A 20,932-nucleotide genomic window follows, 5' to 3' on the forward strand; every position below is an offset into this window, starting at 1 on the left:
ACACGGTGAATGATCAAGTTCGTACCAAGGTCGTATCAACATAGGGAAGTTGAGCAAGAAAAATAATCAACACAGATCAGGACAGCAGGAAATCGGCCTCCCCCGCCTTGGCGCCCTCGATGAAGGCGGTCATCTCGTCCGTGGTGTAGATCAGTGCCGGACCGTCGGGGTCGGTCGACTGGCGTACGGCGATCCGGCCGTCGGCGAGCTTCATCGCCTCCAGGCAGTTCCCGCCGTTGCCGCCGCTCCAGGGCTTGTGCCACCCTTCGCTGCCCAGCTCCCGCGCGGGCATGCCGTTGTAGACGTGGCTGCGCGGCTTGATGCGATCCATTCAGAGCTCCTTGCGGAGATCCCGGAGGATCTCCTTCGTGCGTTGTGCAGTAGCGGCCTGCGCCGCCATGCGGTCCATGACCTCGAGGTGGGTCGCCACCTCGGTGCGCGCGTCCAGGTAGACCGCGCCGGTCAGGTACTCGCTGTAGACCATGTCCGGGAGTTCGGGCACGGCGAATCGGAACAGCACGAAGGGCCCGTAGGTGCCGGGGTGCGGCCCGTTCGCGAACGGGGCCACCTGGAGCGTCACGTTGGGCAGCTTCGTGGCCTCGATCAGCCTGTCGATCTGCGCGCGCATCACCTCCGGTCCACCCACCGGGCGGCGCAGGACGGTCTCGTCCATCACGGCCCAGAACCGGGGCGCGTCGGAACGGGTGAGCAGTTGCTGGCGTTCCATGCGCAGCGCGACATGCCGCTCGATGTCCTCGGGCCGGGTCTGGCCGATGGCGCCCGATCTCAGGACCCCGCGCGCGTACTCCTCGGTCTGGAACAGGCCGGGCACGAAGTGCGGTTCGTACGACCGGATGAGGCTCGCCGCTCCCTCGAGACTGACGTACATCGAGAACCAGCCGGGCAGGATGTCGTGGAACCGCTGCCACCAGCCGGGCCTGTTGGCGTCCTCGGCCAACTGGACGAAGGCCTCGGCCTCGTCGTCGCCGACACCGTAGGCCTTCAGCAGGAGTTGCAGGTACGGGATCTTGAGGGCGACCTCCGCCATCTCCATACGCCGGACGGTGGCGGGGGCGACGCGGAGGATACGTGCGGCCTCCTCCCGCTTGAGTCCGGCACGTTCCCGCAGGTCCAGCAGGCGCCGGCCGAGGACGACCTGGCCCACCGTCGGCGCGGACCGCGGCTCGCTCACGCTCCCACCTCCATGGACGAAAAACGGCTCAACGCGACTGAGCGCGAAGAATGCTGACAGACCTACGGCGCCATTCGAAATCACGTTCGAGAATCTTTCGGATCCTCGCCGATCCCAACTGGCGCCGCTCAACGTGCTGTTGCGTGCAGTGTGCCACGGCGCCCGACCGAGTCACACAGCACTCTGCAATTTTCAGAGTGACACTTGCCAAGTGTTCACGGCGGGGCGATAGTGGCAAGCGTGATTCCGTCCGCGCCTTTAGGAACAGACGCCGCCGCAGGCCGTTTCGGTCTCGGTGCCGCCACGGAAGTCGCCCCGTTCGGGGCCGCTGCCGGGCGCCGGTTCCGCTTCGAGCTGGCCGCTCATCCGGGTTCGCCCGCCCAGGCGAGACGTCTGGCGCGTGCCCGGCTGGACGGCTGGGCGGTCTGCGCGGACACCTGCGACACCGCGGCTCTGGTGATATCCGAGCTGGTGACCAACGCCATCGTCCACACCGCGAGCAGTCGCGTCGTGTGCGAGCTGCACTGCCACGACGACACGGTGCGCATAGCCGTGCACGACGAGGGCTGTGCGCCCGGTGAGCCGCACCCGTCCCCGCAGCGGCCCGACGAGGAGCACGGGAGGGGGCTGCTTCTCGTCGACGCGCTGTGCCGGGCCTGGGGTGCCCAACAGCGCGGTCCGGGTCTGACGGTCTGGGCCGAGCTGCCGCGGCAGGCGGACGCGTCGCAGGACGACGCGAGCGACCCGGAAGAGGCGCGGGGCGACCTGGGGTGGGGCACCCGTTCCAAGCCGGCCGCCCCGCATGACTCGGGACACGGCTCCGAGCACCGCTCGGACGAGGGCGAGGACGAGGCCAAGGCGGTTCACGGCTTCGGTGCCCCCGGGAGGATCCCGCTCGCACGGGACCGGTCGTGGGGAAAGCCGTGACCGGCGCCCTCGGCCCGGGCCAGGCGATGGGCCTGGACACACTGGTGCGCATCAGGCGCGAGCAGGCCCCCTCGGGGGACACGGGAAGCGCCCTGCGGTTGCCCGTGCCCGAGGGCATGACCGCGCCGCTGGGCTGTGACGCCGTGACCGTGCCCGCCCGCTTCGGACCGGTGGTCGTGCCCCGGCTGCCGCGTGTGGGGTGCGTGTACACCGACGGGGACCGGTGGTGGTGGATCGTGCCGTCCGGCTCCGACCACGACCTGGCGTGGCCGGCTCCCGCCCAGTACGTCCCCGGCGCGCCGGTACCCCGTGGCGCCCGGCTGATCCACCGGCCGGAGGGCACCGTTCCGTACACCCCGCCGATACCGCTGTACCTGGCACTGTGCCGGGTTGTCGGGACCGCTCCGGACTGGTCGGGGGCCATCAGCGCGTAGTGCTCCGCGGTTTGGCGGGATGTTCCGGCCGGGGGTCCGGCGGGTGCCGGGGGTGGGGTCCGGCGGGTGCCGGGGGTCGTGCGGGCACCGTGAGGCCTGCGGGCCGCGGCTGGTGGGGCGGGTCGCCGCCGGGGGCCGACCCGGGATGCTTTCGCCCACGCCGCCCCTACCCGTACCCGTACCCAGGGGCTGCGCCCCTTCGACCCCGCCGGGGCTGCGCCCCCTGAACTCCCTGCGGGGCTTCGCCCCTGAACCCCGGACTCCCGCGTGGGCTCCGCGCGTGCACCCACCGGGCACCCCGCTCCCCCATACCTCGCGGGCCGCTCCCCTCCTCAGCAACGATCGGCCAGGTGATCGGACGCCGGACGGGCCGGGAACCCACCCCGGTGTGTTACGGACGTGGGGTGGTGTACGCCCACGCGCCCCCGGTGAACCGGTTTCGCGCCCTGCCTGGTGGGCGGTCGCGCCGGGATAGTGGCCGTCGGTCATGGCCGACTCGGGGGAGGTACACGGTGGGGAAGAGGCGCGGCTCGGTGGGGCCCGAGGTGTCCGAGTCGGAGCGGCTGCTGTTCGGCGGGCCGTTGCGCTACGACATGGGGTGGAACCAGCACACGGACGCCTTCCTCGAGCTGGACTTCCGGGCCATGGTGACCCGGCTGCCCGGCATGCTCGCGTCCAGCTTCCGGCTGGCCCGGGAGGCGGACCGGAGCGCTGCCCGGACGGTGCTGGCCGCCGAGGCGGGCCGGGGTGCGGCCCAGGCGGTGAGCCTGCTGGCGGTGAACAGCGTGCTCGGCCGGCTGATCGGCGGCGGCCCCCTGGAGGACCGGCTTCGCGGTGCCGCCCCCGCCCTGGTCGCCATGGCCTCGGTGGCGCTGGTCGCCACGCTGCTCGGAGCCGCTTCGACGTACGCCACCGGCCGGCTGGAGCCGAAGGTGGAGCGGGTGGCGACCGAGCGGTATCTGGAGCGGGCGGCGGGTGTGGAACTGGCCGCCATCGAGGATCACGCGTTCCACAAGCTGCTGGACACCGCACAGTACGGGGCCTCGTCCGCACGGCGCATGATCATGTACGGCACTCGTGTGATCAACGCGCTGATCTCGCTGGTCGCGGCGGCGAGCGTACTGACCGTGCTGCACCCCGCCCTGCTCCCCCTGCTGATCACGATGACCCTGCCGAGTGCCTGGGGCGCGCTGACCAACGCCCGGCGCCGCTACGAGTCCTTCCACACGTGGGTGCAGCACGCCCGCGCCGGTCATCTGATCAGCGGCCTGCTCACCGAGCCGGAGGCCGCGCCGGAGATCCGTGTGCACGGCGTCGGCCCGTTCCTGCTCCGGCATTTCCGGGCGATGTCGGAGACCGCGGAGGCGGAGCAGGCGCGGCTGGCCCGGCTGGCGGCCCGTACCGGTCTGGTCGCGGCGGCCTGGACGGGCCTGGCGACCGTGGCGACGTACGCGACGCTGGGCGCCCTGCTGCTGTCGGGGGCGATGGCGCTGTCCGTGGCGGGCACCGCGGTGATCGCGATCCGCACCGGCTCGGCGAGCCTCGACACGCTGGTGCTGGAGGTCAACACCCTGCACGAGGAGGCGCTGTTCGTGGGCGACCTGCAGCGGCTGTACACCGAGGCGGCCGAGCGCGCGATCCCGGTCGGCGGGGAGACACTGCCCGAGGACCCGCGTGAGGTCCGCTTCGAGAACGTCACCTTCCGCTACCCCGGTGACTCCGTCCGCCCCGCCCTCGACGACGTCACGCTCACCCTCCCGATGGGCCGGATCGTGGCGCTGGTGGGTGAGAACGGCTCGGGCAAGACGACCCTGGTCAAGTTGCTGGCGGGCCTGTACAAGCCGGACCGGGGCCGGATCCTGTGGGACGGCGTCGACGCGGCACGGGCCGACCGGCACCAGCTGGCCGAACGCATCGCGATGGTCGCGCAGGACTTCAAGCGCTGGCCGTTCACCGCGCGGGTCAACGTCGCCGTCGGCCGTTCCGCGGTGCCCCTCACCGAGGAACGCCTGGGCGACGCGATCGACGAGGCGGGCGCGCGGGAGGTGGTGGCGGACCTGCCGCACGGACTGGACACCCTGCTGGCCCGGCACTTCAGCGGGGGGCACCAGCTCTCGGGCGGCCAGTGGCAGCGCCTGGGTATCGCCCGGGCCGCGTACCGGCGCGGGCGGATCCTGATCGTGGACGAGCCGACCGCGGCCCTGGACGCCCGGGCCGAGCTGGAGGTCTTCGACCGGATCCGGGCGCTGGCGGGCAGCGGTCAGACCGTGGTGCTGATCACTCACCGGCTGGCGTCGGTGCGGCACGCGGACCTGGTGCACGTCCTCGACCAGGGCCGGCTCGTGGAGTCCGGAAGCCCCGAGGAACTGCTGGCCACCGGCGGCCTCTACGCGGAGCTGTACGCGCTCCAGGCGGAGCAGTTCACGGCGAAGCTGCCCGCACCGAAGGCGGGCTGAGCCCGCTCACTCGACGGCGGCGGCACCCCGCACGATCACCAGGAACGTGTCGGTCGCGAGGTCCATGACGACCTCGGCGGGCAGCCCTTCGAGGCGCCGCGCGTGCGCGAACTCCTCGGCCGGCCACGATCCCCGCGGCCCACCGGCGGGAAAGCGTTCGAGCACCGTTCGCCCGTTCACCATCTCGCACCTCCAGAAAGCGTCATATCTGTAGGAGTAAACGCCCTGGAATGGGAAACGGGCCCGCCCAGTGACGGGACTGAGACATTGTTGACACCCGTTCACTGCGGTAGGTGATATTCCGTGCACCAAGCGACACCGACAGCACTCAAAGTGACGGATTCGGCACGGACGACGCCCGTCCACGACTGGCCGTGGACGGGCGGCACGTCGTGGTCAGTGGCGGTACGCCACGACCACGTGGAAACTACGGTCCGCCAGCGACCCTGCCGAGTTGAACGTCTGGATGTACAGGCAGTTGCTGGTGGCGTACCGGCCCACGACGGTGATCTCACCGGGCAGCGAGGAGTCGACGCTGCCGGGCAGGCCGATGGTGGCGACATAGGTGCCGTTGGTGATCGTCGTGTTGAAACAGACCTGGTACGTGCCGGTGGCGAGCCTGGACGACGACATGGCGCCGGAGCTCTGCCCCGGGACGAGGGAGCCGTCGCTTCTCACGACGGCCCGCACGATCCGCTGCTCCCCGTTCTCGTGGGGATCGTTCTGCCCCTTGACGGCGGTTTCCGCGGCCGTCGAGTTGGTCGTGTTCGGCGGGACGGGCGCAGCCGAGCCGGCCGAAGCGAGGGCGGCCGCGGGAGAGGCGGCGAGAACTCCCGCGATCACGGGTCCGGCAACCGCCGAAAGACCTCTTGCCGTCCAGGTGAAGCCCTTGGAGCGGCCGTCGGGACGTCGTGGGACCCTGTGTGCTGATTTCACGCTTGCTCCCTTTTCGGTGAGTGTCACTCGGATCGGAATCAGCAATTCCACCGGCACCGCACCCGGTTTCGTAATCAATACGATTAATCACCCGTGTGGGTCACGAAATACACCGGACGGGAGTGTGTGTCCCGCAGCCCCAAACGCTCGCGCTCCCGCTCGAGCTCGCCGACGAGCTCGGTGAGGAGGCTGCTCTGGTGCGGAGTCAGATGCCCGGCGTCGTCGAGGTGCACCGCGGACGCGGTGGTCGTGTCGACGAGCCGTTCGAGCATGGCGGCGACGGAGTCCGTACCCTCCGTGTGCCGGGCGAGGGCGGGAAGTTCGGCGGCGGACAGGGCGATGGCGGTGCGGGCCTCGGCGAGGGTGCGGTAGGCGTCGCGGCGCAGGGCCCACCGTTCGGCGTGGTCGTCGGACTCGCTCAGCACGTGGGCGAGGTAGGCCTGCGCGGCGTTCGCGGCTGCCGCGAGCCGCTGCCGGACGCCCGCACCGCGCGCCCCCGGCATCGGCAGATGCCCGACGATCAGCACGATCGCGCAGGCCAGCAACGTCTCCCCGATCCGGCTGACGGAGGCCTGCGGTTCCCCGCCGACCATGACGAGGGCGAGGACGAGCAGGGTGAAGACGGCGGTCTGGGCGGCGAAGTGCCGGGCGGCGACGGGGATGAGCGCCCCGCAGACCATCACCAGTGCGACGAGCCCCTCGGGCCTGGGGAGTACGGCGGCGAAGCCGGCGAAGACCAGGGCGCCCAGGACGGTCCCCGCGGCCCGGGACAGCACCCTGGACGCGAGCGGTCCGAGGTCGGGCTTGACCAGCCACACGGCAGTGACGGGCAGCCAGTACCAGTACTGGTGCCCGTGCCAGTGCGCGGTGTGCAGGGCCTGGGCGATGGCCGCGCTGGCTCCGAAGCAGAGGGCGACCCGGAGGCCGTACTCCCGGCCCCCGCTCCCTAGGGCGGTGCGCAGGAGGTCCTTGGCGGTGCGGCGGCGGGTGTGGAGCCGCTGCCGCGTGTCCGCGGACCGGTCGAAGGTCTCGGCGGCCCGCAGCAGGGCGTCGTCGAGGGCACGCAGGGCGGGGGCGGACCGGTGGGGCGCGGGCAGCGGGCCGGTGGCGCTGTTGCCGCGTACGGCGGCGGCGAGCCTCCGGGGTCCTTCCGAGGCCCGCTCGTCGACGGCCTCCCCGGCCCAGGCGAGGGCGGTCGCGGCCTCGGCGAGGGGCAGCGCGGCGGTGTACTGGGCGTGCAGCCGGCGCTCGGCCGCGGAGCTGGCGTGGCGGCGCAGGCGGGGTCCCGCGAGGGCGTCCTGCGCATGGTCGAGGGCGGCGGTCAGCGCGGCCCGGCGGGCCAGGGCGGCGTCGGTACCGACGGCGCCCAGCAGCTCGGCGATCGCGTCGTACACCCCGGCGACGGCGTCCCGTTCCCCGTCGAAGCGGAAGTCGCCGGTGAGGGAGCCCGGTGTGGGCAGCGCCAGCCGTAGCGCGAGCAGCCAGCCGGCGCCGGCGAGGAAGGCGAGCGCCCGCAGCCACCCGGGTTCGGGCAGCGGCATCCCGGCGCCGACGGCGGCGCCGACGAGCAGTTGCGAACCGGCCGCGCTGGCCGAGGGCCCGACGGCGACGGCACCGCCGGCGATCAGGCCGAGTCCGGTGAGCAGCAGGGTCAGCGGTACGGCTGCCAGGTGCTGCCCGCTGTACGTCCCCACCAGCAGCCCCGCCGCCCCGGCCAGGGCGGGCGCCCCGAGCCGCTTCACCGAGGCCCGCCGGCTGCCCGGCCGGTCGTTGGTCCCGGCGAGCATGGCGCCGATGGCGGCGAGGATTCCGAGGGGGATCCGGTCGGTGAGCACGGAGAGGAGGAGCAGAGGACCGGCGGCCAGCGCGCCCCGTGTGACCGCGCTCCAGGGAACGGGACCGCCCTGCGCTCGGAAGGCGTGGGCGAGCCACGGGGGCAGGACGGGGAGGACGCGGGTCACTGGGCTCCTGTGCTGACGAGGGCGGGGTGCGCCTTCGGGCGACGGTGGCCGGGCTGCTCGGTGCTTCAAGCGTAAACGTGTTCCCGCGCGGGACCGAGCATATGTGTTTCCTCCATGTGACGAACGCCCCGAGGGCCGCGTTCTTTATGCACGCAATTCCGCGGCGCAGTGAAGGTGATCCGTCCCTGCATTCTTCGGCGGGTACGACCGCTCATCACGACAAGCTTCGGCTTGCGCTTCTCCAGCGTCGGTGGAGGGGTTCTGCGCCCAGGACTCGGAGGCGTCGAGCACCCGCAGCCGGCCCAGTCCTTCGTGGCGGTCACGTCGAACAGCCGCGTCAGGGGCGCCGCCGTCCCCGCAGCACGTCCTCGGCCTTGTGGGCCGGGCTCGTCGTACCGAATCGACGCCGAAACCTCGGCAACCTCTGTGACCCCTGCGACCACTGGTGAGTCGGAAGCCCATGTCCATACGTACCACGTGCGGACTCGAAGGTCTCGAAGGAGTCAACGTGGCAGCCTCACCCCACCGCCGACCCGCCCCCGGACGGCGGACGGCCCTGGTCTCCGTCGTCGCCGTGGCAGCCGTGGCACTTGTCGTATCCCTGGTGATGGCGTTCCGCCCGCACGGCGAGCCCCGGACGGTGCGGGCCGCGGCGACGCCCGCCTCGGACACCCGGGCGACGACTTCCCCGCCCATGACACCGACGCCGACGCCGAAGCTGAAGCCGTCCAAGGCGTCCCCGACCCCGAGCCCCGCCAGGCCCACCGCGAAGGCGACCAGCAGGCACACCTCGTCGGCGCGGCCGTCGCCCGCCCACACCCCGGTGACCAACGCACGGCCGGCCTCCGGCGCGGCCCCGCTGGCGGGGCGGATCAAGCCCGGGGTCACCTACACCGGGGTCGCCACCCACTACGACGCGGGGGACGGCAACGGCGCCTGCACGTACGGCCCGGCCTCCGACCTGATGATCACGGCGATGAACCACACCGACTACGAGACGGCCAAGGCGTGCGGGGCGTACATACAGGTAGGCGCGGGCGGCGCCTCCGTCACGGTCCGGGTCACCAACGAATGCCCCGAGTGCGCCCCCGGGCAACTGGACCTGAGCAAGCAGGCCTTCGCCAAGCTCGCCGCCCTCAACGCTGGCCGCATCCCGGTCACCTGGAGCCTGCTGAGCCCCAGCACCTCCGACACGATCTCGATCCGGTACAAGACCGGATCCAGCGCGAACTGGTGCGGTATCCAGGCGATCGGCCACCGCAACCCGCTGGCCCGGCTGGAGGTCAGCACCGGCAGCGGCTGGCGCCCGCTGACCCGCGAGACCTACAACTACTTCCTCTCCGAGAACGGCACCGGCTGCGGCGGCCCGCTCCTGCTCACCGACATCTACGGTGAGCAGGTGACCGTCAACGGGATCGCCGTCCGCCCGGACGCCGTACAGGCGACCCGCGTGCAGTTCGCCCAGCACTGACCGCGATCAGACCGACTCGACGTCCACGGTCGCGCCTCCACCTGCCGCACCGCACCCGTGGGTGGCCCGCGCCGTGCATCTTGGGGCAAACACCCATAGTTCGGGCCTCTCCTGCCGGCCGTCGAACACGACATGGGCACAGGTCAGCATCGACGGCCGTCGATGAGGAACCCCGAACCGATGGGATGCTGGTCGTCACGGGACGTGTGGACGGCGGCGACCCAGGTGTCCGAACCGCACGAAGTCGGCCACAGGGCTGATCGGGCAGAATCGGACCCGACGTACCACGGAGTCAGGACGCGGCCATGGCGACCTTCGTGGACACGCTGAAGCACCTCGGCACCTGGCAGAAGGCCGCGCTGGTCACCGAGAGCCCGCTCCAGCCGGCCGAACTGGCCCGCGGATACGTGTACCAGCAGTGGGTGAACGCCGCCCCGCTCAACCGGGACCGGCACCGCTACATCCTCCGGCTGCGCGACCGCAGCCCCCTGCGCCATGTACTGGAGGCGGGCGGACACGGCTAGGCCACGGTCGAACACTTCCACGACGGCCGACCCGCCGTCGGCATCGGTGCCGCCCAGCTCATGAACGGCATGGCCATCAGTCTTCCCGTCACGCAGAAATGGGCGGCCTCCTGGCTCGACGTCGACGTCAACCGCCTAGGTGAGGGCGACGAGGTTCAGGCCGGTCCGGGACCTGCTCGACGACCTGCAGTCGACGGCCGCCGGCCACTGGGACCTCACCCGCTCCCCGAGCCCGAATGGCAGAACCCGCACATCACTCCCGATGCGCAGTCCCGGCGCCATCTGTGCACCTTCCCGGACCCGGACCTGAACGGCCGGGACGCGTGCTTCTCCTGGCACGGAAGGAAGACACCGGGCAAGGGACGGCTGCACTTCCGGCTGGTGCCCGAACGGAAGGTCTTCCGTCTCGCCTACGTCGGCCCGAAGCCCGGCAGTGACCGCCTGTCCTGACCGTTCCGCCGGGACGGTCAGGACAGGCGGGACAGCCGGGACGGTTCTGCTGTCAGGCGTACGTCCAGCGCCACGCACCCGAGCTGTAGCTGCACCGGATGCTCGTACCACCGGCGGTCGTCGTCGTGGCGCCGTGGTCGCTGTTGCGGCAGTACTGGCCCGCCGAGTAGCAGTTGCCCGCGTTCGAGGTGATCGAGCAGGTGCCGGTGTTGCTGCTCCCGCTGTAACCGCCGCTCCCGCTGCTGCTGTGGCCGGCTCCCGAGACGCTCCGCGCGGTCCTGGTGACCGTGACGGTCGGGCCGGGCTTCTTCACCGTCCTGGTCTTGGTGACCGTGGGCGCGGGCGCGACCTTCGGTATGTCGGTCACGGTCGCCGTGGCCGTCACCGTGACCGTGATCGCCGGCCGCGGCTTGGCGGCGGCCTTCGCGGCGTTCACCTCGTCCTGCGCGCTCTGGGTGCCGCCCATGGCGCCCAGGCCGAACACGACCATGCCGGCCGCCCACACGCGCTTGCGCTTGTACCACCGCCGGGTGTCGACGGGGCGCGGAGCGGGCGGCGTCGAGTACGGGTTGTTCATGTCGTCCCCCCTGAGGTTCTTTCAGGGGGACGACGTTAACTGCATGTAGGTGCCACGAAAAAGAGAAGTGAAGATTCGGAAATCATTCTGTGATGCACCTTGGCCTGCGGGTTGAGCCCACCGACGGAAAATCGGATGCGGCGGAGCGCCGGGGTTCGCATGATCGGGAGGTTGTCCGTCCACCGTCCCGGGAGTCTCCGTGATCCAGCGCGTCACCGCGTCCCGCCTCTTCCCGCCACCCACCTACTCCCACGCCTCGGTCGTGGAGGCCGGCACCAGGCTGGCGTTCCTCGCCGGGGCCGTGCCGCTCGACGAGAAGGGGGACATCGTCGGTGAGGGGGATCCCGTACGGCAGGCCGAGCAGGTGCTCGGCAATCTGCGCGAGCAACTGGCGGCGGTGGGCAGCGACCTGACGCAGGTGGTGGCCACCGACGTGTACGTCGTGAGCGGTGACCCGTCCGTGCTGTCCGCCGTGTGGGAGGTGGTCGAGGCCTCCGGGCTCAGCGCGGGGCCGCACTCGTCGACGCTGATCGGGGTGGCCTGCCTGGGGTACACCGGGCAGCTCGTGGAGATCACGGCGACCGCCGTGGTGCCCGACTGAGCGGCGGGGCGGCGGTCGTGCTGCGCCGGGCGACCGCTTCCGACGCCGCCGCGGCGGCCGACGTCTGGCTGCGGTCCTTCGCCGCCGCGCTGCCCACGGTGGTCCGGCCGCATTCCGATGACGAAGTGCGCGCCTACTTCCGGGACGTGGTCGTGCCGTTGCGGGAGACCTGGGTGGCCGAGGAGACGGGCACGGTCGTCGGGATGATGGTGCTGCAGGACGAACTGCTGTCCCAGCTCTACCTCGACCCGGACCGGCGCGGACGGGGCATCGGGGACCGGTTCGTCGCGCTGGCCAAGGAGCGCAGCCCGCAGGGGCTCACGTTGTGGACCTTCCAGGTCAACAAGCCGGCCCACCGGTTCTACGAGCGGCACGGCTTCGTCGCCGTGGAGTTCACGGACGGCAGCGGGAACGAGGAGCGGGAGCCGGACGTGCGGTACGTGTGGCGGCCTTGATCCACCGTGCCGGGACGCCGGCTGGTGCGGCGCGGGGTTACGCCGGGTCAGCCTTCCAGCCCGGCGGCATCCGCCGCCGTCCGCAGCACCTCCCGCAGCATCTCGGGGGTGAGCCGGCCGGTGAAGGTGTTGCGCTGGCTCACGTGGAAGCAGCCGAAAAGTGCCAGGCCGTCCGGACCGTCGAGCGCGACCCGGGTGCCGTGGGCGAAGGCCGGGCGGGGACGGGGGACGCTCCAGCCCGCCTCGGCGAACGCCGGCAGCGCGGCCTGCCAGCCGAAGGCGCCGAGGACGACGGCGGCCCGCAGCGTCGGCCGCAGCAGCCGCAGCTCCTGCACCAGCCAGGGCCGGCAGGTGTCCCGCTCCTCGGGGGTCGGCTTGTTGGCGGGCGGCGCGCAGTGCACGGGTGAGGTGACACGGGTGCCGTACAGCTCGAGCCCGTCCCCGGCATGCACGGAGGTGGGCTGGGAGGCCAGGCCCACGTCGTACAGGGCCTGGTACAGCACATCCCCGGAGCGGTCGCCGGTGAACATGCGGCCGGTGCGGTTGCCGCCGTGCGCGGCGGGTGCGAGTCCGATGATCAGCAGCCGGGCGTCGGGCGGTCCGAAACCGGGCACCGGCCGCCCCCAGTACGTCCAGTCGGCGAAGGCGGCGCGCTTGGTGCGGGCCACCTCCTCCCGCCAGGCGACCAGCCGTGGGCAGGCCCGGCAGCCGGCGACGCGCCGGTCGAGCTGGTTCAGGCCGCTGATGTCCATGCCTCCACGGTAGGAAAACGGGTCCGGCTTCCCCAGCCCGGCGAGCTAAGGTCGAGGACATGGCTTCCCAGGATGCGGACGAGGACACCACCCGCGACACCGGCGGCGCCGCGGGCACGGACGCGCAGACCGTCGACCCGAAGATCACCGCTGCCGTGGCAGCGGCGGAGGCGGCGGGCCCGGCGGCCGGCGAGACCGTGCGCATCGACAGCTGGATCTGGGCGGTCCGGCTGATCAAGACCCGTTCCCTCGGGGCCACCGCCTGCCGCGGCGGACACGTCCGTGTGAACGGTGAGCGCGTCAAGCCCGCGTACGCCGTGCGCGTCGGCGACGAGGTGCGTCTGCGGCACGAGGGCCGCGAGCGGGTCGTGATCGTCAAGCGTCTGATCCGCAAGCGGGTCGGTGCCCCTGTGGCCCAGCAGTGCTACATCGACAACTCCCCGCCGCCCCCGCCCCGCGAGGCCGTGGCCCCCCTCGTCCTGCGCGACCCCGGCACGGGCCGCCCCACCAAGCGCGACCGCCGCGAGCTGGAACGCCTGCGGGCGCTGAACGGGCTCAGGGGGCGTCCCGGGGGGAAGTGACCGACGCACACAAGGGTCACGCTCCCGGCCGGACCGAACGCAGCAGCCGCAGCAGCTCCGCGTTCTGCCCGCGCCGGGCCCAGGCGATCAGGGCCAGCGGCACCATCAGGATCAGCGGTGTCGCGGCGTACTGCCCGTCGAAGACGGCGAGTTGGACGACGAAGGCACCCACCATCAGCGCGCTCAGCGCCGTCGCCGCCAGGGACTGCAGGGCCGGAACCAGCAGGGCCACGGCCCCGGCGAGTTCCAGCGCACCGATCGTGTACATCCCGGCGCCGCCCCAGCCGATCCTGTCGAACGACTCCACGGCCGACGGGTGGGCGATGAGCTTGGGCAACGCGCTCGCGATCCCGTAGAAGAGGGCGAGCAGCACCTGCACGGTGCGCAGGGCGACCCTGGCGACCCGCGCACGGCGACCACGGAGTGGCCCGGACGCGGCGGAGGCGATGGGCGCGGTGGGAGCGGTGGTCTCGGACATGGGATTCTCCTGGGTGCGGTCACGGTTGCTGTCACCGAGGTAGACCCGCCCGAGACCGGAAACTCATCGCCGCACCGCGCGCACCCACACCCTGTCCGGCGTCAGGTACTCGTCCACCTCCAGTCCCGCTTCCGCCAGCGCCTCCTCGAACCGCTCCTTCGTCAGCGGCCGGGACAAGAAGGTCTGGGTCCACACCGCGTCCGGGAACACGTACTCCGCGCGGACCGAGTTCACGCCGTCCCCGACCGGTTCCGCCGACAGCATCCGCACCGTGAAGCCACTGGGATCGATCCGCTCCCTCGGCAGATTGGTGTGGTAGTCCTCGCCCTCCCGCTGGATCAGGACGCAGCCGCCCTCCGCCACGTGCCGGGCACAGGTGCGCAGCAGCCCCCGGCGGACCTCCTCGTCCCCGGCGTGCACCAGGAAGGAGGCGAGCATCACCACGTCGAACTTCTCGCCCAGGTCGAGATCCTCGATCGGACTGCATATCGTCCGCGCCCCATGGACGCGCTCCAGCATCTCGGCGGACTCGTCCACCGCCGTCACCGTGAAGCCGCGCTCCAGCAGGGGATGGGTCATCCGGCCCACCCCGCTGCCCAGTTCGAGGATGTGCGCCCCGGCGGGAACCGCCGCGGCGATGATGTCCGGCTCGTCACCGACCGGGAGCCGTGCGTACAGCTCGACCGCGCAGCCGTCCGGGGTGATCGCACCGGGTCCGGTTCCGTCGTATCCCTCACGCATCTCAACCGTCATGCCCGAACAACGGCCGGGCTGCGAAAGCCCGTTCCCGTCCCGCACTTGTTCACCCGTTCGAGTTATTCGGCCCGCAGCGGGAACCACCCGTGCCCGATGTACCAGTGCCGTCCGGCCCGCAGATGGTCGCCGACGGCCCGCTCGACGGCCGTCCGGCGCGGCAACCGGTCGATCGGCAGGTCCGGGTCACCGAAGACGAAATGGACCGGCTCCCGGTCGGCCGGCTCGGTGTCCTCGCGAGCGGTGCGGAACCGCTCCTGGAAGCGGACGATGTTGGAGTGCCCGGGCAGGTACCGCCGCAACTGCGGATCGAGCAGCCAGGAGTGGCAGACCGCGGTCGTGTACCGCTCCTCGGGAAAGTGCCCGGCGAAGAACTCCCGCGCCAGCGCCACCGACCGGTCGCAGGCCGCCGGGGTCAACGGGCCGAGGAAGTCGGGTATGTGGACGGTGAGGCAGGGGGCGCCCGGTGCCACGGCCTCGCCGGCCGCGGCCAGCCCTTGCGCGGTGCGCTCCCCGAGTACCGCCCGCTCGAACTGCAGACGCCCCAGCTGGTACAGCTCGCCGCGGAAGTGGCGGACGAGCCAGCGCGGGACCTCCAGCCCTGCCGTGCCGTGCCGCCTGCGGTGCACGGCGAGGTGACGGCCGAGGTCGGCGAGGGTGTGCCGGGAGACGTCGGCTGGGATGCCGCGCTCGCGGTGGTACGCGCGCGTGTGCGGCAGCGCGGCGAGGAACACGTACACGGGGAAGCACCGCGCCAGGGCGGCCGGGGCGACGGCGATCCGCTCGTCGAGGCCGGACGGTGCGCCACCGACCCGCCCGATGTCCCGGACCACGTCCTCCACGCACTCCGCGAGGAGCCGCAGCACACCCGGGTCCGCCGTCACCGCGCGCCGCAGTCCGACGAGGTCGTTGATGTCCTCGTGCGGTACGGCGAGATCGAGGAGCAGCTCGGGCAGGTCGTCGGCGTCCGGCAGCACGGTGCGGTCCCCCCTTGGGTGAAGGTCCTCGTGGAAGGGTACGCGGCCGGGGAGGAGCGTGAACCGTGATGCGTACGGGCAGTGAGCCGGCGACCGCGCGCAGTGCGCTGCGGATGCGGTTCTGGCTGAGCGTGTGGGGTCTGGTCTGGACGGTCTTCGGCACGGCGGCGTTCGCGCTCGCCGGACGCCCCGGGTGGGCGGCGGCGTGCGGAGTGCTGTGGCTGGTGGTCACCGTGGACCTGATCATGATCATCCGGCACATCCGGCAGGGTCCGCACTACCAGCCGGGCCGGGACGTCCCGCCGTACAGCCCGCCTGAGGACCACCCGCCCTCCCGCCCGCCGGAGCACCGCCCGCCGTTCCGGCCGCGCAGGCACCGGCATCCGTGACCGGCGGGAAGGAGTCCGCGGGTCAGGAGTCGAAGCGTGCCGCCTTCAGATACTCCGGGTTGGGGTCCAGCGCGGCCGCCAGCCGGAAGTGACGCTTGGCCTGGTCGGGCCGTCCCTGGCGCTCGTAGGTGCGGGCGAGCGCGAAGTGCGCGAAGGCGTTGTCCGGCTCGCGCTCGAGGACGACGGTGAACTCCAGCTCGGCCGGCCGCAGTTGCGCGGCGGCGAAGAAGGCACGCGCACGCAGCAGCCGCGCGGCCGTGTTCTCCGGGTGCGCGGCGACGACTCCGTCGAGCAGTTTCACCGCGCCCCGCGGGTCCCGTGCGTTGAGCAACTGCTCGGCGGCACGGAAGTCGATGACATGCGTCTCCGGGGTACGTCCGGTGGAACCGCTGGTCTCGGGCACAGCAGAGTCCTTCCCTCGCTGGAGGGGTTCAACGCCCACACCGGGGGGCGCTATTCCTGGGGCGGCGCCCCGGCGTTCCCGACCGGCGCGTGCGCCCTGCCCACCAGGTCGTCCCACACCTCTCGCACCCGTTGCCGCAGCACCGGAAGCGGTACGTCGTTGTCGATGACGATGTCCGCGATCTCCAGGCGCTTCTCCCGGGTGGCCTGTGCGGCCATGCGCGCGCGTGCGTCCTGCTCGCTCATGCCCCGCAGCCGTACCAGCCGGTCGAGCTGGGTCTGAGGGTCGGCGTCGACGACTACCACGACGTCGTACAGCGGCGCGAGACCGTTCTCCGCGAGGAGGGGGACGTCGTGGACGACGACGGCGTCCTCGGCCGCCGCGTCCTCCAGTTCGCGGGAGCGGGCGCCCACCAAGGGGTGCACGATCGAGTTCAGCAGGGCCAGCTTCTCCGGGTCGGCGAAGACGATCGAACCCAGTCTGGGCCGGTCCAGGCTGCCGTCCTCGGCGAGGACCTCGTCACCGAAGGCCTCGACCACGGCCGCGAGACCCTCCGTACCCGGCGCGACGACCTCGCGCGCGATGCGGTCCGCGTCGATCAGCACGGCGCCCTGCTCGACGAGCAACCGCGACACCTCGCTCTTGCCGGCGCCGATCCCACCGGTCAGGCCCACTGTCAGCATGAGCGGAAGCTTAGGGCCTGCCCCTGACGCACCGCCCGGTGGGCGGTCTGTCAGGGGCAGGGGCGTCAGTTGTCGCCCTCGCGTTCCGCCAGGAAGCGTTCGAACTCGCGGCCGATCTCGTCGGCGGAGGGGATGTCGGCCGGTTCGGCGAGCATGTTGCCGCGGGTCTCGGCGCCCGCCGCGGCATCGTACTGGTGCTCGAGCCCCTGGACGAGGGCGGTGAGTTCCTCGTCGCCCTCGCGGATCTGCCGGTCGATCTCGGTCTGGGTCCGGTGGGCGTCCGTACGCAGGGCGTGGGCGATACCGGGCAGGACCAGGCCGGTCGCGGCCGTGATGGCCTCCAGGACGGTCAGGGCCGCGTCCGGGTACGGGGAGCGCGCGATGTAGTGCGGGACGTGCGCGGCCACGCCCAGTACGTCGTGACCCTCCTGCATGAGGCGGTACTCGACGAGCGCCTCGGCGCTGCCGGGTACCTGGGCCTCGTCGAAGGGGCTGCGGTGCCCCGGGACGAGGTCCGTGCGGTTGCCGTGCGGGGTGAGACCGACGGGCCGCGTGTGCGGGACGCCCATGGGGATGCCGTGGAAGTTCACGGACAGGCGGACGCCGAGCCGCTCCACGATCTGCCGCACGGCCGCGGCGAACCGCTCCCACTCCACGTCCGGCTCCGGGCCGGACAGCAGCAGGAAGGGCGCACCGGTGGTGTCCTGGACGAGCCGGACCTCGATGCCGGGCTCCTCGTACTCGGTCCAGCGGTCGCGCTTGAACGTCAGCAGCGGGCGGCGCGCGCGGTAGTCCACGAGCCGGTCGTGGTCGAAGCGGGCGACCAGCTGGTGGGGCAGTGTGTCGAGGAGCCGGTCGACGATCTGGTCGCCGGTGTCCCCCGCGTCGATGTAGCCGTCGAAGTGGTAGAGCATGACAAGCCCGGCCGACTCCTGGGCCAGCGCCATGTCGACGACGGCCAGCCCCTTCGGCTCCCACGCGTACAAACCCTGCGGATCAAGCACAGTGACCGCCCCTCCTCGTTGTCCATCATGAACAACGTGCCCTGAAGCGTGGGCATTCCCGCATTCAGACCATGATCAGGAATCGGTGCTGCGCAGACGAGGGCCGGCTGCACCCCCCAGGGGCGCGGGGAACTGCGCGACAAGCCACGGACGGCCCGCAGTCGAACGGAGACCGGCAGGCCCGGGTACGACTGAGGGGCCGCACCTCGAAAGGTACGGCCCCTCAGCACCAGCTATCGGCTAAGCCTCAGCGTTCAGCTCTGGCCGCCCGCCAGCTTCTCGCGCAGCGCGGCGAGCGCCTCGTCCGAGGCCAGCGCGCCGGAGTTGTCCGGGCCCTCGGAGGAGTACGAACCGCCACCGGACGCGGCCGGAGCAGCGGCCTCGCCACCCTCGGCGGCCGCCTGGGCGTCCGCCTCGCGGGACTTGATGACCTGCGCCTGGTGCTGCTCGAAGCGCTGCTGCGCCTCGGCGTACTGGTGCTCCCAGGCCTCGCGCTGGGTCTCGTAGCCCTCGAGCCAGTCGTTGGTCTCGGGGTCGAAGCCCTCGGGGTAGATGTAGTTGCCCTGGTCGTCGTAGGACGCGGCCATGCCGTACAGGGTCGGGTCGAACTCGACCGCGGACGGGTCGGCACCGAAGGACTCGTTGGCCTGCTTCAGCGAGAGGCTGATGCGACGGCGCTCGAGGTCGATGTCGATGACCTTGACGAAGATCTCGTCGTTGACCTGGACGACCTGCTCCGGGATCTCCACGTGGCGCTCGGCCAGCTCGGAGATGTGGACCAGACCCTCGATGCCCTCGTCCACGCGGACGAACGCACCGAACGGAACCAGCTTCGTGACCTTGCCGGGCACGACCTGGCCGATCTGGTGGGTGCGGGCGAACTGCTGCCACGGGTCTTCCTGGGTCGCCTTCAGCGACAGGGAGACGCGCTCGCGGTCCATGTCGACGTCGAGGACCTCGACCGTGACCTCCTGGCCGACCTCGACGACCTCGGAGGGGTGGTCGATGTGCTTCCAGGACAGCTCGGAGACGTGGACCAGACCGTCGACGCCACCCAGGTCCACGAAGGCACCGAAGTTGACGATCGAGGAGACCACACCGGAGCGGACCTGACCCTTCTGCAGGGTCGTGAGGAACGTCTGGCGGACCTCGGACTGGGTCTGCTCCAGCCAGGCACGGCGGGACAGGACCACGTTGTTGCGGTTCTTGTCCAGCTCGATGATCTTGGCCTCGAGCTCCTTGCCCACGTAGGGCTGGAGGTCGCGAACACGGCGCATCTCGACCAGGGAGGCCGGGAGGAAGCCGCGGAGGCCGATGTCGAGGATGAGACCACCCTTGACGACCTCGATGACGGTACCGGTGACGATGCCGTCCTCTTCCTTGATCTTCTCGATGGTGCCCCAGGCACGCTCGTACTGGGCGCGCTTCTTCGAGAGGATCAGGCGGCCTTCCTTGTCCTCCTTCTGGAGGACCAGGGCCTCGATCTCGTCACCGACGGCGACGACCTCGTTGGGGTCGACGTCGTGCTTGATCGAGAGCTCGCGGCTCGGGATGACACCTTCGGTCTTGTAACCGATGTCGAGCAGGACCTCGTCCCGGTCGACCTTCACGATGACGCCGTCGACGATGTCGCCGTCGTTGAAGTACTTGATCGTCTCGTCGATCGCGGCGAGGAAGGCTTCCTCGTTACCGATGTCGTTGACCGCTACCTGCGGGGTGGTGGCGGTGGTCTCGGTGCTGCTCGTCATGTGGGAAAGGGCTCCGGTACGGACATTGAAGTCGTAGGTACTGCTTACGCCGGGAGCCCGTTTCGCTCTGCAGAAGCCGGACAGCCAAGGAAGCGCCCCACCGGGATCGGTGATGGCGCCTCGACAACCGAGGGGACATACAACAGATGCGAGCGCAGCCTGCTCCGTCTGAGGCGCGCAGGCCCGCAGCGCAACTTGTAGCATACGGGGGCAGCCGGACAGGGTCAATGCGCGAAGCCGCACACCCGGGGCGGATCGCCTCATAACCGGCACAAGAATCGTCCCACGAGGCCAAGCGAGCCTTCAGGGACCTCTTCCGCGGCACCGTTCCGACCGGTTGGACGGAAGAGTACGACGAGGGAGCCGATCATCCAAGAGCCCGAACCGTTCGAACCGGAAGCCACCCGGCGTGACGCCGATGTGACGGAGAGCTCCCGGGCCAACCGGGGCTGGTGGGACCGGAACGCGGACGACTACCAGATCGAACACGGCACGTTCCTCGGCGACGACCGCTTCGTGTGGTGCCCCGAGGGCCTGGACGAGGTGGAGGCGGAGCTGCTCGGCCCGCCCGAGGACCTCAAGGGCAGGGACGTCCTGGAGATCGGCGCGGGGGCCGCCCAGTGCTCCCGCTGGCTGGCCGCCCAGGGGGCCCGCCCGGTGGCCCTGGACCTCTCCCACCGCCAGCTGCAGCACGCGCTGCGCATCGGCGGATCGTTCCCCTTGGTGTGCGCGGACGCCGGCGCGCTGCCCTTCGCCGACGGTTCCTTCGACCTGGCGTGCTCGGCGTACGGGGCACTGCCCTTCGTCGCCGACCCGCGGCTGGTGCTGCGCGAGGTCCACCGGGTGCTGCGGCCGGGCGGGCGGTTCGTGTTCTCCGTGACGCACCCGGTCCGCTGGGCGTTCCCGGACGAGCCCGGGCCCGAGGGGCTGTCGGTGTCCGCCTCCTACTTCGACCGCACGCCGTACGTCGAGCAGGACGACGAGGGCCGTGCGGTGTACGTCGAGCACCACCGGACGCTCGGCGACCGGGTCAGGGACATCGCGTCGTCGGGCTTCCGGCTGGTGGACCTGGTCGAGCCGGAGTGGCCGGCCTGGAACACCTCCGAGTGGGGCGGGTGGTCGCCGCTGCGGGGCAACCTGCTCCCCGGAACCGCGATCTTCGTGTGCGTACGAGACTGAG

The 20,932-nt window shown here is 71.4% G+C and carries 25 protein-coding genes; 11 read left to right on the plus strand and 14 right to left on the minus strand.

Annotated elements, in window-relative coordinates:
- Positions 1–76: 76 nt before the first annotated feature.
- Positions 77–331 carry a DUF397 domain-containing protein gene (locus ACWC21_RS03925; protein ID WP_388070964.1) on the minus strand — a complete coding sequence of 85 codons (255 nt, stop codon included), beginning with the start codon at positions 329–331 and terminating at the stop codon, positions 77–79.
- Positions 332–1,192, minus strand: a complete 861-nt coding sequence (locus tag ACWC21_RS03930) for a helix-turn-helix domain-containing protein (RefSeq protein ID WP_450877847.1) — start codon at positions 1,190–1,192, stop codon at positions 332–334.
- Between the two features lie 231 nt (positions 1,193–1,423).
- Between ACWC21_RS03930 and ACWC21_RS03935 the strand changes: the two genes are divergently transcribed.
- From ACWC21_RS03935 to ACWC21_RS03945, 3 genes are all read left to right on the plus strand, one after another.
- Positions 1,424–2,119 carry an ATP-binding protein gene (locus tag ACWC21_RS03935; RefSeq protein ID WP_450877849.1) on the plus strand — a complete coding sequence of 232 codons (696 nt, stop codon included), beginning with the start codon at positions 1,424–1,426 and terminating at the stop codon, positions 2,117–2,119.
- Positions 2,120–2,145: 26 nt separating this feature from the next.
- Positions 2,146–2,553, plus strand: a complete 408-nt coding sequence (locus ACWC21_RS03940) for a hypothetical protein (RefSeq protein WP_450878270.1) — start codon at positions 2,146–2,148, stop codon at positions 2,551–2,553.
- A gap of 593 nt (positions 2,554–3,146) precedes the next feature.
- Positions 3,147–5,009, plus strand: coding sequence for an ABC transporter ATP-binding protein (locus ACWC21_RS03945; protein WP_450878272.1), 1,863 nt, complete (start codon positions 3,147–3,149; stop codon positions 5,007–5,009).
- Positions 5,010–5,015: 6 nt separating this feature from the next.
- On the opposite strand, the gene ACWC21_RS03950 is transcribed toward ACWC21_RS03945, so the two are convergent.
- The 3 genes from ACWC21_RS03950 to ACWC21_RS03960 form a co-directional block, all read right to left on the minus strand.
- Positions 5,016–5,192 carry a hypothetical protein gene (locus ACWC21_RS03950; RefSeq protein WP_450877851.1) on the minus strand — a complete coding sequence of 59 codons (177 nt, stop codon included), beginning with the start codon at positions 5,190–5,192 and terminating at the stop codon, positions 5,016–5,018.
- A gap of 213 nt (positions 5,193–5,405) precedes the next feature.
- Positions 5,406–5,945, minus strand: a complete 540-nt coding sequence (locus tag ACWC21_RS03955) for a hypothetical protein (RefSeq protein ID WP_450877853.1) — start codon at positions 5,943–5,945, stop codon at positions 5,406–5,408.
- A gap of 83 nt (positions 5,946–6,028) precedes the next feature.
- Entirely contained in the window at positions 6,029–7,906 is a 1,878-nt protein-coding gene (locus tag ACWC21_RS03960; protein WP_450877855.1) for an FUSC family protein, read from the minus strand.
- A gap of 508 nt (positions 7,907–8,414) precedes the next feature.
- Here ACWC21_RS03960 and ACWC21_RS03965 point away from each other — a divergent pair.
- From ACWC21_RS03965 to ACWC21_RS03975, 3 genes are all read left to right on the plus strand, one after another.
- Positions 8,415–9,377: an expansin EXLX1 family cellulose-binding protein gene (locus ACWC21_RS03965; RefSeq protein ID WP_450877857.1), complete on the plus strand. Its 963-nt coding sequence runs from the start codon at positions 8,415–8,417 to the stop codon at positions 9,375–9,377.
- 305 nt (positions 9,378–9,682) lie between these two features.
- The gene (locus ACWC21_RS03970) at positions 9,683–9,901 is read left to right on the plus strand and encodes a hypothetical protein (protein ID WP_450877859.1); all 219 of its coding nucleotides are present in this window, start codon (positions 9,683–9,685) and stop codon (positions 9,899–9,901) included.
- A 69-nt stretch (positions 9,902–9,970) separates the two neighbouring features.
- Positions 9,971–10,351: a hypothetical protein gene (locus ACWC21_RS03975; protein WP_450877861.1), complete on the plus strand. Its 381-nt coding sequence runs from the start codon at positions 9,971–9,973 to the stop codon at positions 10,349–10,351.
- A gap of 52 nt (positions 10,352–10,403) precedes the next feature.
- Here the strand turns inward: ACWC21_RS03975 and ACWC21_RS03980 are convergent, their stop codons facing one another.
- The gene (locus tag ACWC21_RS03980) at positions 10,404–10,928 is read right to left on the minus strand and encodes a hypothetical protein (RefSeq protein ID WP_450877863.1); all 525 of its coding nucleotides are present in this window, start codon (positions 10,926–10,928) and stop codon (positions 10,404–10,406) included.
- A 199-nt stretch (positions 10,929–11,127) separates the two neighbouring features.
- Between ACWC21_RS03980 and ACWC21_RS03985 the strand changes: the two genes are divergently transcribed.
- Together ACWC21_RS03985 and ACWC21_RS03990 are read left to right on the plus strand one after the other, a co-directional pair.
- On the plus strand, positions 11,128–11,529 hold the full coding sequence (locus tag ACWC21_RS03985) for a RidA family protein (RefSeq protein WP_450877865.1): 402 nt from the start codon (positions 11,128–11,130) through the stop codon (positions 11,527–11,529).
- Between the two features lie 17 nt (positions 11,530–11,546).
- Positions 11,547–11,984: an N-acetyltransferase family protein gene (locus ACWC21_RS03990; RefSeq protein WP_450877867.1), complete on the plus strand. Its 438-nt coding sequence runs from the start codon at positions 11,547–11,549 to the stop codon at positions 11,982–11,984.
- Between the two features lie 47 nt (positions 11,985–12,031).
- Here the strand turns inward: ACWC21_RS03990 and ACWC21_RS03995 are convergent, their stop codons facing one another.
- Positions 12,032–12,736 (minus strand): uracil-DNA glycosylase, encoded by a 705-nt coding sequence (locus ACWC21_RS03995; protein WP_450877869.1) that lies wholly within the window; start codon positions 12,734–12,736, stop codon positions 12,032–12,034.
- Positions 12,737–12,795: 59 nt separating this feature from the next.
- On the opposite strand from ACWC21_RS03995, the gene ACWC21_RS04000 reads away from it, so the two are divergent.
- Positions 12,796–13,317: an RNA-binding S4 domain-containing protein gene (locus tag ACWC21_RS04000; protein WP_450877870.1), complete on the plus strand. Its 522-nt coding sequence runs from the start codon at positions 12,796–12,798 to the stop codon at positions 13,315–13,317.
- Positions 13,318–13,333: 16 nt separating this feature from the next.
- Here ACWC21_RS04000 and ACWC21_RS04005 read toward each other — a convergent pair whose 3' ends face one another.
- From ACWC21_RS04005 to ACWC21_RS04015, 3 genes are all read right to left on the minus strand, one after another.
- Positions 13,334–13,795, minus strand: coding sequence for a DoxX family protein (locus ACWC21_RS04005; protein WP_450877872.1), 462 nt, complete (start codon positions 13,793–13,795; stop codon positions 13,334–13,336).
- A gap of 63 nt (positions 13,796–13,858) precedes the next feature.
- Positions 13,859–14,536 (minus strand): class I SAM-dependent methyltransferase, encoded by a 678-nt coding sequence (locus ACWC21_RS04010; RefSeq protein WP_450878274.1) that lies wholly within the window; start codon positions 14,534–14,536, stop codon positions 13,859–13,861.
- Positions 14,537–14,610: 74 nt separating this feature from the next.
- Positions 14,611–15,525, minus strand: a complete 915-nt coding sequence (locus ACWC21_RS04015) for an acyltransferase domain-containing protein (protein WP_450877874.1) — start codon at positions 15,523–15,525, stop codon at positions 14,611–14,613.
- A gap of 68 nt (positions 15,526–15,593) precedes the next feature.
- On the opposite strand from ACWC21_RS04015, the gene ACWC21_RS04020 reads away from it, so the two are divergent.
- The gene (locus ACWC21_RS04020) at positions 15,594–15,914 is read left to right on the plus strand and encodes a DUF6343 family protein (RefSeq protein WP_450877876.1); all 321 of its coding nucleotides are present in this window, start codon (positions 15,594–15,596) and stop codon (positions 15,912–15,914) included.
- A 22-nt stretch (positions 15,915–15,936) separates the two neighbouring features.
- Here the strand turns inward: ACWC21_RS04020 and ACWC21_RS04025 are convergent, their stop codons facing one another.
- The 4 genes from ACWC21_RS04025 to rpsA all read right to left on the minus strand — a co-directional run bounded on the left by ACWC21_RS04025 (position 15,937) and on the right by rpsA (position 19,752).
- Positions 15,937–16,317 (minus strand): tetratricopeptide repeat protein, encoded by a 381-nt coding sequence (locus ACWC21_RS04025; RefSeq protein WP_450877878.1) that lies wholly within the window; start codon positions 16,315–16,317, stop codon positions 15,937–15,939.
- Positions 16,318–16,367: 50 nt separating this feature from the next.
- Positions 16,368–17,000: a dephospho-CoA kinase gene (gene coaE, locus ACWC21_RS04030; protein WP_450877880.1), complete on the minus strand. Its 633-nt coding sequence runs from the start codon at positions 16,998–17,000 to the stop codon at positions 16,368–16,370.
- 65 nt (positions 17,001–17,065) lie between these two features.
- Positions 17,066–18,004, minus strand: coding sequence for a PAC2 family protein (locus tag ACWC21_RS04035; RefSeq protein WP_388788859.1), 939 nt, complete (start codon positions 18,002–18,004; stop codon positions 17,066–17,068).
- Positions 18,005–18,258: 254 nt separating this feature from the next.
- Positions 18,259–19,752: a 30S ribosomal protein S1 gene (gene rpsA, locus ACWC21_RS04040; protein WP_450877881.1), complete on the minus strand. Its 1,494-nt coding sequence runs from the start codon at positions 19,750–19,752 to the stop codon at positions 18,259–18,261.
- Between the two features lie 369 nt (positions 19,753–20,121).
- Between rpsA and ACWC21_RS04045 the strand changes: the two genes are divergently transcribed.
- Positions 20,122–20,931, plus strand: coding sequence for a class I SAM-dependent methyltransferase (locus ACWC21_RS04045; protein WP_450878276.1), 810 nt, complete (start codon positions 20,122–20,124; stop codon positions 20,929–20,931).
- Position 20,932: the final 1 nt, after the last annotated feature.

The sequence above is a fragment of the Streptomyces sp. NPDC001348 genome, assembly GCF_053597535.1.